General features: G+C 46.4%; 11 protein-coding genes and 2 tRNA genes. 10 read left to right on the top strand and 3 right to left on the bottom strand.

What is annotated here, in order from left to right; translation table 11 throughout:
- The first annotated feature begins 347 nt into the window (after positions 1-347).
- The 9 genes from HXT26_RS04360 to murI all read left to right on the top strand — a co-directional run bounded on the left by HXT26_RS04360 (position 348) and on the right by murI (position 13,875).
- Positions 348-3,302 carry a hypothetical protein gene (locus tag HXT26_RS04360; RefSeq protein WP_422111940.1) on the top strand — a complete coding sequence of 985 codons (2,955 nt, stop codon included), beginning with the start codon at positions 348-350 and terminating at the stop codon, positions 3,300-3,302.
- Positions 3,299-5,050, top strand: a complete 1,752-nt coding sequence (locus HXT26_RS04355) for a SpaH/EbpB family LPXTG-anchored major pilin (RefSeq protein WP_421791695.1) — start codon at positions 3,299-3,301, stop codon at positions 5,048-5,050. Before HXT26_RS04360 ends, HXT26_RS04355 begins: the two co-directional genes overlap by 4 nt.
- A 93-nt stretch (positions 5,051-5,143) precedes the next feature.
- On the top strand, positions 5,144-6,241 hold the full coding sequence (locus tag HXT26_RS04350) for a class C sortase (protein WP_422111939.1): 1,098 nt from the start codon (positions 5,144-5,146) through the stop codon (positions 6,239-6,241).
- Positions 6,242-7,012: 771 nt separating this feature from the next.
- Positions 7,013-7,086 (top strand) — tRNA-Lys (locus tag HXT26_RS04345).
- 120 nt (positions 7,087-7,206) lie between these two features.
- Entirely contained in the window at positions 7,207-8,682 is a 1,476-nt protein-coding gene (xseA, locus tag HXT26_RS04340) for an exodeoxyribonuclease VII large subunit (RefSeq protein WP_421792038.1), read from the top strand.
- A gap of 45 nt (positions 8,683-8,727) precedes the next feature.
- A complete protein-coding gene (locus HXT26_RS04335) occupies positions 8,728-9,060 on the top strand; it encodes an exodeoxyribonuclease VII small subunit (RefSeq protein ID WP_116971402.1) in 333 nt (110 codons plus the stop codon).
- Between the two features lie 45 nt (positions 9,061-9,105).
- Positions 9,106-9,178, top strand: a tRNA-Arg gene (locus tag HXT26_RS04330).
- Between the two features lie 355 nt (positions 9,179-9,533).
- The gene (gene ileS, locus HXT26_RS04325; protein ID WP_422111938.1) at positions 9,534-12,968 is read left to right on the top strand and encodes a mupirocin-resistant isoleucine--tRNA ligase; all 3,435 of its coding nucleotides are present in this window, start codon (positions 9,534-9,536) and stop codon (positions 12,966-12,968) included.
- A gap of 136 nt (positions 12,969-13,104) precedes the next feature.
- Positions 13,105-13,875, top strand: coding sequence for a glutamate racemase (murI, locus tag HXT26_RS04320; RefSeq protein ID WP_422111937.1), 771 nt, complete (start codon positions 13,105-13,107; stop codon positions 13,873-13,875).
- Positions 13,876-13,928: 53 nt separating this feature from the next.
- Here murI and HXT26_RS04315 read toward each other — a convergent pair whose 3' ends face one another.
- The gene (locus HXT26_RS04315; protein ID WP_101885943.1) at positions 13,929-14,579 is read right to left on the bottom strand and encodes a vitamin K epoxide reductase family protein; all 651 of its coding nucleotides are present in this window, start codon (positions 14,577-14,579) and stop codon (positions 13,929-13,931) included.
- A gap of 112 nt (positions 14,580-14,691) precedes the next feature.
- Between HXT26_RS04315 and HXT26_RS04310 the strand changes: the two genes are divergently transcribed.
- Positions 14,692-15,612, top strand: a complete 921-nt coding sequence (locus HXT26_RS04310) for a PHP domain-containing protein (RefSeq protein ID WP_422111936.1) — start codon at positions 14,692-14,694, stop codon at positions 15,610-15,612.
- Positions 15,613-15,658: 46 nt separating this feature from the next.
- Here the strand turns inward: HXT26_RS04310 and HXT26_RS04305 are convergent, their stop codons facing one another.
- Both HXT26_RS04305 and HXT26_RS04300 read right to left on the bottom strand, forming a co-directional pair.
- Entirely contained in the window at positions 15,659-15,877 is a 219-nt protein-coding gene (locus HXT26_RS04305; RefSeq protein ID WP_004573894.1) for a DUF3107 domain-containing protein, read from the bottom strand.
- A gap of 63 nt (positions 15,878-15,940) precedes the next feature.
- Complete coding sequence (locus HXT26_RS04300) at positions 15,941-17,689, bottom strand: phosphotransferase (protein WP_422111935.1); 1,749 nt, start codon at positions 17,687-17,689, stop codon at positions 15,941-15,943.
- Positions 17,690-17,843: the final 154 nt, after the last annotated feature.

Raw genomic sequence — 17,843 nt, 5'->3', positions numbered from 1 at the left:
AATAAACAAAGAGCACTCTTCATCTTCTAGTAAGGTGGGAGTGCTCTTTTTGTATGTAATATATTTTGTGGAATAACCTGAATAACCCATATTTTGTTGTATGTAATATATTGCGAATATTCTAATTGCTCCATAAATTTTAAGGTTAAAATAACGTAATTTTAGATATTTTTCGCAAAATCTTTTAAATCTTAAATAGTGGTTGAAATCTGCCTTGGGGGGGGGGGGTATAGTTGCAAACACTGTGTCTGCAATTAAGAGAGGTTTTGCAGTGCTGTGTGGTTTCTGATTTTGTAATGATGACTACACAAATTTTGAGAGTTTGAACTTAACGAAGGTGATTAGAGATGTTTCCGCAGCGTCGTCGTAACAGTCTTTCTAAGATTATGCGCGTAATTTGCGGTTTCACGTCCTGCGTGCTGACTCTAGCAACTCTCGCGATTGTGCCTATCACTCCGTCGAGTGCTTCAACCGAAGAAACAGTTAAGACTTCAGCGAAGGCTGGTACTGGGGAGAAATCCGGTGCTTCGGAGCAGGGGGACAAGACGAAGGCTGAGCCCAAGACTGAGCAGCAACAGCCTGTTAGTAATCTTGAACAACATACTTCCGCAACGGCTAATACAAATCCTAAGAACGAAGTTTCCAATAAAGATAAAGAAGCTGATCAAAACAGTAAAAATAAAAAAGCTAAAAACGCTGCTGAAGCCGCGCAAACTGGTTCGAACGGTGACAGAAGTTCTACCAACACTACCGAAAACGGAGCGCAATTCTATAATCCTGAGTATTTACGTACTCTGAATATTGTTGCTGGAAATCTTTCTACAAGTGCAAACAATAAGTCGGGCGCTCCTAGGAGTAAGCCAATTCACGGCAATAGGAAAATTAAGCGTGGATATCTTCCTGTTGGTACGCGGTTTGAAATTAAGCCAGATGCAAATGATAAAGAAGACGCGTACGAGTGGGCTAATTTTGAAGGCGAGCAATGCGCTGTAGCCAATGATGCGTCAGCCAATAATAAACAGTGCAAGGAAACGAAAGCTATTCCATCCGATAATTCAAAAAGTTATGGCGTTATAACTTTCCGTCCAAATAGGTGGACTAAAGCAGGTCGTTACAAAGTGCATGTAATTGTGCACTATCCAGATGGAAAATCTACTTCCGATGATGCAAATGCTGGAAATAGCAAAGGTGGTAAGCCTTCGCCTGTTTATGCAAATGTAGTTGTTACGCGATTTGATCCTCACGATAGTGATTTACAACTTTCAATAATTAGAAAAGACAAAGAAGATTTGAAATATGGACAATCTGATAACTCAGATTTAGTGTTATTGGCTGGTCAAGAGGTTAAGAAAACCACTTTTGATGCTTCTGCGCATTTTGGCATAGGCAATATTAATCAGCGTGTGATTTGCTATAAGAAAGATAAGAATGGAAATCCTGTTGATGGAAAATACGAGTCTGGTGGAATTAACGGGCTTGAATTAAAACAAGATGCTAACGTAACAGTTTGGAAGCATGCCAGTTACGATCAGCAAAAGAAGTGCTTTGATGATCCTGCTAATGGCTGCAAGATGGATGATTTACTTTATGACGATTACGTGTACAACGAGTATGTTAAAACACATCCGAATTTTGAACCTAAGCGAGTAAATGAGCGTACAGTAGGACAGTTTAAGGGAACTGTAAAGAAAACCGGTGATTTTGTGTGCAAAGTTTATGCTTTAAGAAATTCTGTTAAAGATGACGGCGCGCAAGACAAGCAAGATGATGCTTTAGTAAAGAAGTTTGATCAAATAGCTGCAGAAAAACACAATAAGATTGATGAAATTGATTCTGCGCTAAAGTCAGAAAATTTGTTTAAGTCAAGTAAAGGCATTACTTGGGAAGCTAAGACTTTGAACATTACTGTTCGCAAAATGTCTTACTATTATCAGCCTAATTATGGTGATGGAATTAATACTCTTCCAGGTCAATATGCGACTTCTATTGTGCCGCTTAACCAGTGCGGAGTTGGCGAAAATTGTAGTAAGAAGTTAGCTAGAACTCGTAATCTTCCTGACGGAACTTGGTTTGAAATAAAGCCATATAAAAATGATTCTGAGCATCCAGTTCCTGATTGGGCCTCATTTATTGATGAAGATGACAGTGATCAAAGTAACAAACCTACCAAAGCTGGAAGTGAAGTCGGAGAAGATAGTAGTGATGCTTCCGGTGCAGTGTACGGAAAAATTACTGTAAGAATGAGCACTTGGATTAAAACAGGGCATTACAATGTGCCAGTGGTTGCGCATTATCCTGATGGCTCCTCTTCAGAGGATGAAGATTCTAGTAACGAAGGTAAGCCTATCTATTTGAAAGTCTCGGTCAATAATTCTCCACGGATTAATAATGATGATTTAAAGTTACGTGTGACGACCGAAAAAGCTTCTGCTGATGGTGAGTCTGACTCGCAAAACGACGATTATGGTGATGTAGATCCAGACCAGGGCATCACAATGATGCGCGGAATGCGATTTTTGAATCCGTATATTGATGCGTGGTCATTGCGTGAAGTGGGTAAGAAAATTTCGCTGAAAGTTTTGTGCACTAAGGTTAGCAAAGATAGCAAAGCTAGCAAAGACGGCTCTGTTAACGCTAATAGCTCTAGTGGTGTGGGTGTTTGGTCTAGTAGCGTTAATGGCTTGACTGCTCCTACGGAGAACCAAATTCATAATTGGGATCATATTAAAACTGTTGCTGAACTTGAAAAGTGCAAGAATAATTCAGCTTCGTGTGATGCAAGTCGTACCCTATTTAGACGAGACGTTGAAGCTAGCGATTGGGATGAAGAAAATCCATTCTATGCAGTCGAACGCACGGATTCGATTATTGGCGGTGCGCCTAAAGAAACGGGCGATTATCAATGCGTTGTGTATGCGTTGAAGCCGACTGCGCTTGCTGCTTATACAAATAAAGTGGGTAGCGCAACTTCCGTACAAAATGGCGATACTCTTCTTAACGGCGTCGCTGGTCTCGAAAAAGGCAAGGACTGGACGATGACCGCGGTCAAAATTCACGTTGTTGAGCCTTTTAAACTGCCAAAGACGGGATTCGCCGGCTGGAACATGATTCTTAGCGTTGCTACAACGATTTTCACAAGTCTTATGGTTCTTGCGTTTGCTCTCGACCAAACACAGTGGGGGCGCGCATTTATGAAAAATTTTGTATACCAAAATTCTGCTCAAAAGGTCAGTGAAATAGCTGTTCAAAAGGGCACTGAAGTATCTGCTCGCAAGGGCACTGAAATAAAGGAGAAGAAATGAATAATTTCACAAAACGATGCGTCGCCGCATTCGCCTCGCTCGCAATGGCTGGGACGCTGTGCGCGGCGGGGGCTGTGACAGTGTCCAGCGTTGCGTGGGCTAGCAAGCCTGCTGTGAATCATGGTGGTGGTCAATCTCAAGGTGGTGTTGCTGGTCTTGGTAATCCATCCCAACCTGTGGAGTCAGGAAAAGCGCCGTGGGAGCTTGGTACTGAAGCTTCAACAAAGACTGGCTCTATCACCATTTACAAGTGGGAAGATGAGGTTGGCGCTGATAAAAAGCAGTTGAAGAAAACTCCTGTAAAAGATGCCGGGTTCACTGTAAAAAAGGTGACGAAGCTTAATGCAAGTGATACGGATAAACTTGACTTAACCAAGTATGCCGATTGGGTTAAGGTAGCCAATAAGATTGATGGTTTTAATAAGGGTACTGCTACTGGATTAACCACTGAAGATGTTACTGGTTCTCCAAAAAATACTGATGCTAATGGCGTTGCAAAGTTCGAAAGTCTTGGAATCGGCTTGTACCAAATTACAGAAACAGCAGTTCCAAAGAACCATTCCGCTGCCGAATCAAAGCCATTCTATATGACAATCCCAAGGATTGAAAAGGGTACTGATGGTAAAGTAGTCTACAACTATGCTCCATACGCGGATCCAAAGAACAAGGATTTGAGCGATAGCGTTAAGAAGACTGCGGATACTTCTAAGACTGTTGGCGCTGGCGATAAGATTTCCTACACCATTAGCGCTGAGCTTGACAAGATAAAGGAGAAGCCTGAGGCTGGAAAAACCACTGCTGATCTTGCTGACACTGATTTTAACGGCTATTCTGTAGTCGATCTCGCTCCTGCTAACTACTTCACAACTTATGAAAACGTAGTTACAAAGGTACAACTTGGAACCGGCGAAGCACCTGTAGAGAGTGATACGACGCTTCCTACTACTGACTACACCGTTAGCGGTCCAGAAGATTTTACGGATACAACCGATAATACTACACGCAAGAAGATTACTATCTCCTTCACTAATGACGGTAAGACTGCGCTTGCTACAGCTGCTAACAATAACGCTGGCAAAGTTGTAAGGGTATTTGTTACTTTGGAGTTCACTCTTGCTGATTCGACAACCCTTGGCAACAAAATTGTTATTAACAAGGGTGGCTTAATTCCTTCGCACACAACTGGTAATCCAGACGTTGTTGAAGGTAAAAAGTACAAGGAAGTGAAGTTCTCGAAGTTTACTATTCAGAAGCTTTCTGCAAAGGATAAAAAACCAATTACAACAGGAAGTGCAAAGTTCAAGCTGTTTGCTGATGAGACTAGTGCAAATACGTGCTCTCAGGCTATTACCGACGGAAAGAAAGATAACGATTTGAATACCGCTTGCTCTGCTGCTTCTACTAATTTCGGTGAGAAAGAAACAAATAATACTGATGCTAAGACTGCTGAATATTCAGTAGTTCGCGGTAAGACGTACTACGTTGTGGAAACTGCTGCTCCAACCGGCTACATTCGTAATCCTAAGGCTGTTGCAGTAAAGGTTGAGGATACTGATGAAACCAAGAACTTCGAGTTTGAGGACGTTCCAGACGATAGCCAACACTCATGGTTTAACCTTCTTCCAAAAACCGGTGCTGCTGGCGTGATTCTCTTCGCAGTTATCGGCATGTGCTTCGTTGGCTCCGGATTCTTTGTGTACATGCGTCGTCGCAAGAAGGAAGAGGAGCAGGCTAAGCTCCGCGCTTAGTTAATCCCTTTCTTTAAGCATTAACGAAAATGGGGAGTCGGGCGCGCGTTAACTAACGCTTTCCCGGCTCCCTGTTTATTTATTGGAGGAATTATGAAGTTGGCTGATTTTGCAGAGTCTGCTCGCGCGCTATTTAAACGACTGACTCGTATGCGCGCTAATAAGTCCTCCAAAAGTGTGGAAGATTCAGCGAGCTCGCAGGATTCCGCAAGCTCGCAAACTGCGCAGTCTCCGCAATCGCGACAAGAGCAGTCTCCGCAATCCGCACAAGAGCAATCTTCCCCAAAACCAATGTCCACACTTCGCAAGCTGGCTGAGCCAATTGCGCTTGTTACTATTGGCATTTTGTGTTTCAGCTATCCTGTGGTTTCTACTTTGGTCAACAATCATGCTGCCAAGGAACTCTCAATCGAGTACGACAAATTAAATAAGGAAAAGCCTAAAGAAAATCGCGCGGAAATTTTGCGAAAAGCGCGTGAATACAACGCTCGCCACAAGGCGATTATTAGCGCGGACCCGTATAACGGCAATAGCGACTACATGGACACTCCCGAATATAAAGAGTACGAAAAAGTGCTTAGTGAGCCGATGGGAATTATGGGCATCGTGAAAATACCGAAAATTGGCGTGAGACTGCCGATTTACCACGGGACTACTCAAGATACTCTCGCAATGGGCGCGGGGCATTTGTACGGCACGGATTTGCCGGTGGGTGGCAAAAGCAGGCACACTGTTGTGACGGCGCATACGGGTATGCCGGATGCCACGATGTTCGATGATTTAAACACGCTGAAAAAAGGTGACTACTTCTATTTTGATGTGCAAGGCAAGACTCTTCGGTACAGAGTGTTTCGCATAAATGTGGTGGAGCCGAACGATATTCGTTTGCTGCGGCGCGAAAAGGGGCGCGACTTGGCGACACTGATTACGTGCACGCCGTATGGAATTAACACGCACAGGCTGCTCGTGACGGGGTATCGCGTGCTGCCGGATCCTGCTAACGTGCCAGGCGACCATATGCAGTGGCCGCTGTGGATGACGCTGTTTGTGATATCGATGGTGATGTCTGCGGTGTTGATGGCGATGATGCTGGTTGCGTCGTTGCGAAAGAAGAATGGTGTGAGTAGTCTGCAAGGCAGGCATTTGCTGGCGGTTTCGCGCAAAATGCTGCGTAAGTTACGGCGCAAGTAGCGCGACGACCTGCCTGAGCGCAAATCGTCGTGTGCTTGCGTGGTTTTTGGCTGGCGGGTTTCTTGTGTGGCTGTGATTGTCGTGAATTTCTTTTGCTGTGGAGCGAGTTTTTGGGGATTTCTCTCCTCGCAAGTTCCCGTCCTTCGTCGCTCTGGCTGTTAAAGACGATTATTGTGTTCGCCTTTCTTTAAAGAATGTTGCTTCCTCAGTCCTCTTTTATTGCTCGTAAAGAAATCCCCCAAACTCTGCGTGTTTAATCGTTAATAACCGTGCTCATCGCAGAGATTTTTCGATTTTTCTTCTTCGCTTGGCGAATCAGCAGCCTGCGGCTCTGACGTTCGCCGCGCTCAGTGCGAAAAATCTCAAATCTCACCGCACGAATATTTGTTCCGACCAAGCAACACCCACCCTCACTACTAGTAAAACCGCTAGTGTTTTGTGGTACGGTAGGAGTGCCTGGTGTGGCGCATGCAGTAGCACGGATGCTAGTGTTCGTTAATCAACAGGAATCAGCGTCTGCAGAGCATTGATGCAAAGCTTCTTTACTCGTCAGATTGTGCTTTCTTAAGATAATAAAGAAAGCACAATCGTGTGCGCGCTTGCGCGTAAAGCCCACTGGGCTTTACGCATTATGCAAGCGCTACCGCATTAGTGTATCGAGAAGCGCACTGTGCTGCTTCTCGATACACTAATGCGACACGCCGGCTTGCGTACGCTCTCATTCTGAGTATAGTAGTTACTCGGTTCGCGAAACGAGCCAAGATAACCAACGCCCCTTTAGCTCAGTTGGTTAGAGCAGCTGACTCTTAATCAGCGTGTCCAGGGTTCGAATCCCTGAGGGGGCACAAACAAAACCCAAGCTTCACCGCTTGGGTTTTTTCATATCTAATCCCTCCGTCATGCATATGCAGCAGCGCGCGTTTGTCCTTCTTTGCAGTCAAGCTGGAAACATGACCTCGTCAAATATGATGCCGCAATTATTCCAGGATGATGCCCATCTTGAACAGCCGCAACCGTCGCAACAACCGCTGCTAAATTTAGCACAGTCGCAGCTAACAGTAGAGCAGCAGCCGCAACCGCTTACTCCGCAGCAAGCTCAGCCGCGCCAGCTTCCTTTGAAAGCCGCCGACACGACTGCCGAAAATCCATGGCCTGTTGCTGTTTTAAGCCAAAAGTTCCACAGTGCAGTAGAACGCTGGCCAGCAGCGTGGATTGAGGGTCAAATCGTCGAAATTAACATGCGCCGCGCATCTTCCGGCTACATCACTCTTCGCGACAGCAACGAAGAAGTGTCGATTTCCGTAATGGGCTTCAGCAATTTCGTGCAGCAGGCGCGCGAACTTCGCCAGGGCGACCGCGTAGTCGTTCACGGCAAGGCGGATATTTGGGTGAAAGCCACACGTTTAAGCTTCGTTGCGGACGAAATCCGCCGCGTCGGTGCCGGCGACTTAAAAGCGCAAATTGACGAGTTGCGAAAAAAGCTTAAAGGCGAAGGCCTGTTTGACGCGGAGAATAAGGTGTCGCTGCCGGAATTTCCTAAGTGCATCGGTCTCGTGTGTGCTCCTCAAGCTCGCGCAGAGGGCGATGTTATTACGAATGTGAATTTGCGCTGGCCTGTTACGCGTTTTAAAGTTGTTCACGCGCACGTGCAGGGCGTGCAGTGCCCGGCGGATATTATTGCCGCAATCAAGCAGCTCGATGCAGACCCAGAGGTTGATGTTATTATCGTTGCCCGCGGCGGCGGTAGCTTTGAGGATTTGATTGGTTTTTCGGATGAAGGCGTGGTTCGCGCTACTGCTGCGTGCGTGACGCCGATTGTGTCTGCAATCGGTCACGAGGACGATTGGACGCTGATTGATTTGGCTGCAGATATGCGCGCTTCGACTCCTACGGATGCTGCAAAGCGCGTTGTTCCGGACGTGCGCGAGCAGTGGCAGCTTATTGATAACGCGTTGCAAACTATGCGCATGCGAATTTCTGCGCGCGTTGACAATGAGATTCGCCTCGTTGAAGGTTATGCGAATCGCCCGAGCCTTACGCGCCCGAGCACTATGCTTGAACCGCACGAGCGCTTGGTTGAGCAGGCTGTTGAGCGAATGCGTCACGGTTTGGTGCGACTTCTTGACGATGCGAGCTTGACTGTTGAGAAGGCTCACGCGAGCTTGACTGCGTTAAGTCCGCAATCGGCTTTAAATCGCGGGTACGCTGTTGTGCAGCTCAGCGGTGGGCGAGTGCTTGACGACGCGGCTTTAGCGAAAGTTGGCGACGATATGACAGTTACGCTTAAAAGCGGTGTGGTTCTTGGTAAGGTGACTGGAACAAAGTCGACTGGAACAAAAGTAGCTGCCGGAAAGTCAGCTGGCGTGCAGAAGTCTGAAACAAAGTCGGCTGACGTAAAGTCGGCTGCCGGAAAGTCTGCTGCCGTAAAGTCAAGTAAGTAATTTTTTAGATATTTTAAATATTTTAGATATAACGAAAGGTTAGATATGAGCGAGAAAGTAACGAAAAAAGCGGAAGAAGTAGCGGCAGAAAGTAACGAAAGCACAGAATTTGCAAGCACTCTTACGAAAGAAGAGCGCGCTGCGATTGAGGCGATGCCGTACGAAGAAGCTCGCGAAAAGCTGGTTCAGGCGGTTCAAGCGTTGGAAGCTGGCGGTTTGACGCTTGACCAGTCCATGCGTCAGTGGGAGATTGGCGAGGCGTTGGCAAAGCGCGCGCAAGGTTTGCTTGCCACTGTTCGCGCTAAGTTGGACGCGGCACAAGCGGAGCAGTCGGCAACGGCGGCTACAGCCGGCACGCAGTCGAATCTTGAATCTTGAGCGCGCGCCGCAGTGGCACGCCATGGTGTATAATTGCCATTTGTTGCCTCGGTAGCTCAGTGGATAGAGCACCACTCTCCTAAAGTGGGTGTCGTCAGTTCGATTCTGATCCGGGGCACTTTTATTACTTGTTTGCTTTGTTCGTATTATTAGCGAGTTGCGAAATCCTTCCTAATGTTAGGGGATAGTGTTAGATTATTTCTAACTTAAGCGATGATCCGTTATCGGCGGGGAGTTTTCGGAAGAACGGCGAGTGTTCGTAAGATTCTCGCTTATTAGAACCGACGGGGTTGGCCCGTACAGCCAAACACGAGAGGCTATGAGAATAGTTCGATTGCGTTGCGTACTTGCGTTACGCACGTAACCTACGTAACTTGCGTTGCATAATCATCTTATAGCAAGCGAGGTGGTACCGCGGCAATAACTGTCGTCCTCGCAGGGAAATATTCACCCTGTTGAGCGAGGAGAGCACAGTGAGCGAATCCACTAATCCAGCAGCAAACGCGTCCGAAAATACGTCCGCAAATACTTCCGAAAATACGTCTGCAAATCACGTATACCCAAAGGTAAGTGTTTCTGCATCAACGCAAGAAAACGCCGGCGCGCAAGTTGCACCAAATCCTTCCTTCCCAAAGCTTGAAGAATCCGTTCTCCAATACTGGGATGCAAACAACACTTTCCGCAAGTCAATCGAATACCGCCCGTCCGGCAAGGGTAGCCAGAACGAGTTCGTGTTCTTCGATGGCCCTCCATTCGCAAACGGTCTTCCTCACTACGGCCACCTGCTCACAGGCTACGCAAAAGACGTCGTTCCGCGCTATCAGACTATGCGCGGCCGCAAAGTAAACCGCGTTTTTGGTTGGGATACTCACGGTCTTCCTGCAGAGTTAGAAGCGCAGAAGGAACTCGGCATCGAGTCAGTTGAGCAAATCGAAAAAATGGGCATCGCGAAGTTTAACGATGCTTGCCGTGCCAGCGTTTTAAAGTACACGAACGAGTGGCAAAACTACGTACATCGTCAGGCTCGCTGGGTTGATTTCGAGCGCGGCTACAAGACGCTGAACATTCCATACATGGAATCCGTAATGTGGGCATTTAAGCAGCTTTACGATAAGGGCTTGGCTTACAAGGGCTACCGCGTGCTTCCATACTGCCCGAAGGATCAGACTCCACTTAGCGCGCACGAGCTTCGCATGGATGCAGACGTTTACCAGAATCGTCAGGACACCACCGTTTCCGTTGCCGTTAAGCTTCGCGACGAAGCCGACGCTTACGCAGTCTTCTGGACCACTACTCCTTGGACCGTGCCAACCAACTTCGCAATCGTAGTCGGCGCAGACATCGACTACGTGGAAGTTCGCCCAACTGAAGGCAAGTTCGCAGGCAAAAAGTTCTACATCGGTAAGCCTTTGCTCGGCTCCTACACTAAGGAACTTGGCGAAAATTACGAAGTTGTGCGCGAACTTAAGGGCGCGCAGATGGCTGGTTGGCGCTACTACCCAGTATTCCCATACTTTGCAAGCGAATCTGCACTCGCAGAGGGTGGCACTCCTGGTCCTAACGCTTTTACGATTTTCACTGCAGATTATGTTGACACCGCTGAAGGTACTGGTCTCGTTCACCAGGCTCCTTACGGCGAGGACGATATGAACACGCTTAACGCGCACGAAATTCGCAGCGTTGACGTGCTCGACGCAGGCTGCAAGTTTACAAGCGACTGCCCAGATTACGAAGGCTTGTACGTTTTCGACGCGAACTTGCCAATTTTGCGTAACTTGCGTGCAGGAGACGGTCCGCTTGCTCAAATGCCGGAAGATCAGCGCGCGTTGCTATTCCAAGAAAAAAGCTACGTGCACAGCTATCCTCATTGCTGGCGTTGCGCAACTCCGCTTATTTATAAGCCTGTTTCTAGCTGGTTTGTGTCTGTTACGAAGATTAAGAAGCGCTTGCTTGAGCTTAATCAGGAGATTAATTGGATTCCTGGAAACGTTAAGGATGGCCAGTTTGGTAAGTGGCTTTCTAACGCTCGCGATTGGTCGATTAGCCGTAATCGTTTCTGGGGTTCGCCAATTCCAGTGTGGGTGAGTGACGATCCAAAGTATCCTCGCGTAGACGTGTACGGCTCTTTGGAAGAGCTTAAGACTGATTTTGGCGACTATCCGCGCGACGACGATGGCAATGTGAATATGCACCGCCCGTATATCGATCGTCTTACTCGTCCAAATCCGGATGATCCTACTGGAAAGTCGCAAATGCACCGTATTACGGACGTTCTCGACTGCTGGTTTGAGTCCGGTTCCATGCCTTTCGCGCAGTTCCATTATCCTTTTGAAAATAAAGAATTCTTCGAAGATCACTTCCCATGCGATTACATCGTTGAATACATTGGTCAGACTCGCGGCTGGTTCTACACGCTTCACATTATGGCTACGGCTCTATTCGACCGCCCGGCTTATAAGAACGTGATTTGCCACGGCATTGTGCTTGGTTCCGATGGCCAGAAGATGAGTAAGCATTTGCGCAATTACCCGGATGTGAACGGCGTTTTCAACGAATACGGTTCGGACGCAATGCGCTGGTTCCTCATGTCTTCGCCAATTTTGCGCGGTGGCAATTTGATTGTGACTGCAGACGGCATTAGGGATACTGTTCGTCAGGTTATGCTTCCAGTTTGGAGCTCGTATTACTTCTTCACGCTGTATGCGAACGCTGCAAACGGTGGTAAGGGTTACGATGCTCGTCGCCTTCGCGCGGATGAGGTTGCAGGACTTTGCAATATGGATCGTTATTTGCTTGCTCGCACGCGTTTGCTTGTTGAGCGCGTAGAAAAGTGCTTGAACGAGTTTGCGATTAGCGATGCTTGCGCGGCAGTTGGCGATTTTATTGACGTGCTTACGAATTGGTATATTCGTGGCAGCCGTGACCGCTTCTGGAATGAAGACGAGACTGCTTTCAACACGCTTTACACTGTGTTGGAAGTGTTCATGCGTACGATTGCTCCTCTTGCTCCTATGGAAGCTGAGGCTGTGTGGCGCGGTCTTACCGGTGGCGAATCCGTGCATTTGGCTGATTGGCCTTATTTGGTTGAGCCTGAGACTCTTTCGGATGGTGAGCCAAATCCTAAGGCTGGCGAAGTCACTGAGCTTGGCGCTGTTCTTGCGCACGACGATGCTTTGGTTGCTGCTATGGATAAGGTTCGCGAGGTTGTGTCTTCTGCGCTTTCGTTGCGTAAGGCGGAACAGTTGCGTGTGCGCCAGCCGTTAGCAAACTTGACTGTTGTTGCAGAAAATACTGCCGCTGTTGAGCCTTACGAGCAGGTTCTTGAGCGTGAGCTTAACGTGAAGAATGTTACATTCTGCACGTTGCAGGATGCAAGCGAACACGGTTTGAAGATTGTTCACGAGCTTAAGGTGAACGCGCGCGCGGCTGGTCCTCGTTTGGGTAAGCAAGTGCAGTTTGCTATTAAGTCTTCTAAGAGTGGTGATTGGCATGTTGACGGCTCTGGCGCTCCTGTTGTTCAGACTCCAAACGGCGAAGTTGCGCTTGTTGAGGGCGAGTATGAGCTTGTGAATCGCGTTGAATCTTCGGATGCTCAAGCGGCTCAAAATACGGCTTCTGCTGCAATGCCAACTGGCGGTTTCGTTATGCTCGACACTGCTTTGACTAGCGATTTGCTTGCTGAAGGTTATGCTCGCGATGCTATTCGCGCTGTTCAGGATGCTCGTAAGGAGAACGGTTTGGATATTAGTGACCGAATCGCTTTGACTTTGAGTGTGCCAGTTTCGGACGTTGCTAAAGTTGAGCAGTTCCGTGATTTGATTGCGGAGGAGACTTTGGCTACGAGCTTCGAGGTTGTTGAGGCTGATTCTAGCGCAACTGATCTTAGCGTAACTGTTAAGCGCGCGTAAAACACAACTAACAGCTAGCTAACTAAACAAAACGTGCCGGTGTATTTCAATAATACGTCGGCACGTTTTTGTTATTGCTGCGCTATATATGTTGAGGCTCGCCATTACGATAGTAAGCGTTTTTAGGAGGTAGTTTATGGCATCGTCGGCAGCAATTGGCGTTTTTGATTCGGGGCTTGGAGGCATTTCCGTAGCTCGTCAGTTGCATGCTGCTCTTCCGCATGAGCGAATTGTTTATTTCGGCGATTCTGCAAACGCGCCATACGGCATTAAAACGCCTGAAGAAGTTAAAAAGCTGAGCTTTGCAATCGTCGAGCATTTTGTTCGTTTAAATGTAAAAGCCATCGTAATTGCTTGTAACACCGCCACTTCCGCAGCTGTGAACGATTTGCGCGCGCATTACAATATACCTATCATAGGTATGGAGCCGGCGCTTAAATTAGCTTGCGATTTAGGTAAAGGTGAGTCTCAGCGCGTAATCGTAGCTGCAACTCCGCTTACTCTTCGCGAGCGCAAGTTTGCGGATTTGCTGCAACGTTTTTCGCAAAATAACACGATTTTTTCGCAGCCTTGTCCTGATTTAGTGCGTATTGTTGAGCGTGGGGAGCTTAATGATCGTGATGTAGTTTTTGCTGCTCTTCATAAGTATTTCGACGAGTATGATTTAGACAGTATTGATTCGGTTGTGCTGGGTTGTACTCATTTTGTGTTTTATAGGGATTATTTCCGCGAGTTTTTGCCTGCGCGCACGAATATTGTTGACGGCAACGAAGGAACTATTAATCATTTGCGCAAAATATTGGAACTTAATAATGAGCTTGCAAGCGATTCTCAAGAAGGCAGCATAACTCTTACTAATTCGGATACAAGCTTGCGCATGCAGCAACTTGCGAAGAGCTTGTGCTGAAAGACTTGCGTTAAAATCTTGCGTTAAGACTTTGCGCTAAAAATCGCTCTTATTCAGCCAAAAAATACTTTAGAATATTGGCACAAAATCAAAGTAAGCAATGCCGCAATCCAAAGCACGTCTATGAGCAAGTCGTATCGCAAACGGTAGTAGCTTTCAACCAAGCTAAAACGCTTAACAAGCAATTTTTGCGAACTTACGCTTGCGTGAGTCAACGATATAAATTGCATTGTTGTGGAGAACATAAGCACAATGCACCACGGGCACAACGCGTGAATTACGAACATAGATTGCGAAAACAGCCAGTAAGCGTAGGCAAGTGCGCATAATCCACCAAGCCAAGTGCAAATTGCAAACCATCGCGGCACACGTACGCGAATCATTCCAATAACTGCGAGCGTTACGAATACGCTTTCTGCAGCAATTCCAAAGAATGCGTTTGGGAAGCTTAATTCGCCAAATTTCACAATTTCTGCCTGCCAAGTTTGCGCAACTCTAGAGCAGGATACTACGCTGTTGAAGTCGCAACTGAGCAGCTTATTAGGTTCGCGTGCTAAAGCAAGGGTTTCAGCAGAAAGTATAAGCGAAGTTACGAGTGCTACCGCAGAGAAAAATAGCATAATGCCATACGTCCATACTGCAGAGTGCCTCCATCCGCTAAGTGTTGTTTCATAGTCTTCTTTAGCGGCGTTAGTTTGCTCCATTGCTGCTCCTAAAAGTTACTAATTGCGAATGATGTGAATAATAATAAATAATAGCAAATAATTATGTGTGCATATTCATTTCTCGTTACATGGCACAGTTTACGATGATTATATGACCGCAATAAGCAACAACCAACACGACGCATCAAATCATGCTAGCGATAGCAACTCCAGCATGATGAATTTTGCGCGCGAACGCTGGGATTTGCACTGTCATACTGTTTATTCAGACGGTACTGCAACTCCAGAAGATTTAATTACGCAAGCTAAAATCGTTGGTTTGCAAGGTGTTGCTATTACCGATCACGACACAACTGCAGGATGGCATGATTTTCAAGAGGCTGCTAAGGCTTCGAATATGCCAGTATTATTTGGTTCGGAGATTACCGCGCAAGACTCAGGCGTGTTTGTGCACATGCTCGCATACCAGTACAATCCGCAAAATAGCATGATTGTGAGCATGTTTGAGCTTACTAGGAAGCGTCGTTTTGATCGCACAAAGCATATGGTTGAATGTATGTCACGCGATTTTCCAATTACTTGGGATGACGTTTTAGCTCAAGCGAAGCTCGGTGACTTAACTACAATCGGGCGGCCGCATATCGCTGATGCTTTAGTAAAAGCTGGCGTTTATAAAACGCGTTCTGAGGCTTTTGCTGGGCCTATTTCTCCGTGTAGCCCGTACTATATACCAACTCCTTCTCCAAATGTTCGTGAAGTTATTGAGGCTGTTAAAGATGCTGGGGGAGTTGTTGTTATTGCGCATCCTGCTGATCCTACGCGTAACCGCGTGCTTCTTTCGGACGATCAAATTATATCGTTTGTTAAAGCTGGTCTTGACGGTTTAGAAGTGTATCATCGCGGAAATTCTAAAGCACAGCGTGAAAGACTGCTTTCTTTAGCGAGTAAGTGCGATTTGCTTGTGACGGGCGGCTCGGATTGGCATGGCTATGGTAAGCCAAATCGTTTGGGCGAAGAAACAACAAGCCGCGAAGTAGTATCGGAAATACTCTTGCGCGGCTATAAGCTCTAAAATGTTGCTGTAGAGTTTCTGCCGTTTTTAGCGAAATTCCGCTATTTTAGTTGAGGGCTCCGAAGCCTACTGAATGCTTTGGCGTATCGCCGATGAGTGCGTAAGACAGCGACGAAGCTGAGACCATAATAGTGCGCCCATTTACGTCCGTAAACTCAAGCATATCTTTGGAATCATCAATCACTTTGCGTACTTCTTCTGCGCTTTGGTTGGTTTCAAAATCGATGGAATCAGAAACGTTTTTTACTCCTAAAACAACTCGCATACATGCTCCTTTTGCTTTTTACGCTATTTATCGTTTTAATTAGTATTTAGTATTTTATTTATCTTAGTCTAAGTCTGCTTGTGCGTCGCGCATCGCTCGTTCTTCACGTTCCAGAAGAGGAATGATTACGGTTTCTGGTTTATCGTCATAGTCTTGCATATTTTTTTCTTCATCTTCAGAAAGTTTTGAGTCAGAAGAAGTATTTGAGTCAGAAGAAGTCTCGTTTGCACTATCGACCTTACTGTCACGCTCAGCTATAACTTTATCCTTAACCTCAGAATCATTGTTGTTCTTGGTGTCCTTAGCTTCCTCAGCGCTACCAGCGTTATTGACGCTTTCAGGCTCATCACTAGCATAGCTATCAGCAGATTTACTCATTGCAGTTTGCACAATAGTTTCTGCGGTTTCGTGTACTGTTTGAGTTTTTACATGAGTAATTACTTGAGTTGCTGTGTCATCAGCGAGTTGTGCTGCTTTTTCAGCCTCCTCAGCGTTAGCTGCGTGTGTGCCAGCATATTGAACTTTGCGCTCATGAGTATCGTCGCTTATAGTTTTGTTGCTATCGTAAGTCTCGTCTTGAGCGTTATTTAATTCAGTATTTCCTTCTGAAGTAATGTCTCGCTCATTAGTTTCGTCGCTATTTCCAGTGTTTAGTTGGTTTTCAGTAGAATTATTCTTAGAAATTTGGCGACTTTGCGTATTGTCATTTTCAAGAAGCGTTCCAACTGTAATAGTCGAGGCAGGATTTCCTGCGGCACGACCAGTTTTAGCAGTTTGTGCATTACTAATACGACTAAGCTCGTGCGCTAAACGTTCAACTTGAGCCTTAAAACGCATAATACTGGTGTTATCTGCACGTTGCAAAGCTTGAACAAAATCGCCAACTTGTTCCATTTGTAGCCACAAGTTTGCGCGGAGCATAATCAAACTATCTAAACGAGAACCCATAATTCTGCCGTATGCAGAAAGCACTGCGTTTCGGCGCTGTTCGTTAAGTTTTGCAAAAATCCAAGCCAAATCGCGCGCAGGATCGTTAATTTGCATTCTTTGCCAATTTGTTACAGCAGTAATCGTTGAGCCGGTAAATAAAATGTCACCATCCATAAAACCGCCGTGTACTGGGCAAGTTTCAAATGACCACAATCCTTCAGTTTCCAACACTCTCGACCAACTGTCAGTAATTTCGGTTGGAATATGGCCGGCTTGACGAAGTCTTTTAATCCAACCGGTTAACTGTGCTCGAATTTGACCAGTAGTAAAAGCAGGGTATTTTCCGCGCGTCACGAAAGTAGGGCGCAAGCGATGAATAGCGCCGATTGCAGTTCCAACATTTGCGCAATCGTCGGTAGTAAGAAGACGCAAGTCGCGAGCGCTACCTTCAAGATGTTCACAAATAAGCACAGTGTCTTCATCGTTGTCGTTGGCAATAATGTTTGACATTCGTGTAGATTGCTGTTGAGTAGATTGCTTTTGCGCATATTGCTGGGTGCCAGCAACTGTAGAATTTCCAGCGGTTACATTATTTGCAACATTTCCAGTGTTATTATTGGCATCTTCGCGTTTTCCTGGCATAAACGTGAGCATAGTGTCGTAAGCGAATCCCAAAGCTGCCAAATCTTTACTGTGCTCAAGAGTCCATGCTGCACGAGCCCGGTCATGCAAACGCTTGCGACCTTTACTATCCGCACTGATAAAAACGTCGTAAAGTTTACCGGAAATATCTTGCACAACGGCGTGAGAAATTCCAGCCGCGGTATCAGTGGCATTAACTTGCTCACTTTGGCGCGTTCCTGCAAACTGTACTTCGGGCATGGCTGCAGATGCCAGTGCTGCCAACTTGAATCTACTGAGTTGTGTCACACTCCCACAGTAATACAAAGCACCGAAATTTTGCCAATTTTTTGTAAGTTATACACATATTTTTATTCTTGTTGCGTAAGCGTTGTTATTGCTGCAACAATAGAAT

Origin of the sequence: Gardnerella sp. DNF00497B (assembly GCF_049262725.1) — a bacterium.
Classification (GTDB): domain Bacteria; phylum Actinomycetota; class Actinomycetes; order Actinomycetales; family Bifidobacteriaceae; genus Bifidobacterium; species Bifidobacterium leopoldii.
Note: the sequence above shows the minus strand (reverse complement) of the source record. Positions and strands in the feature narration are given on the sequence as shown.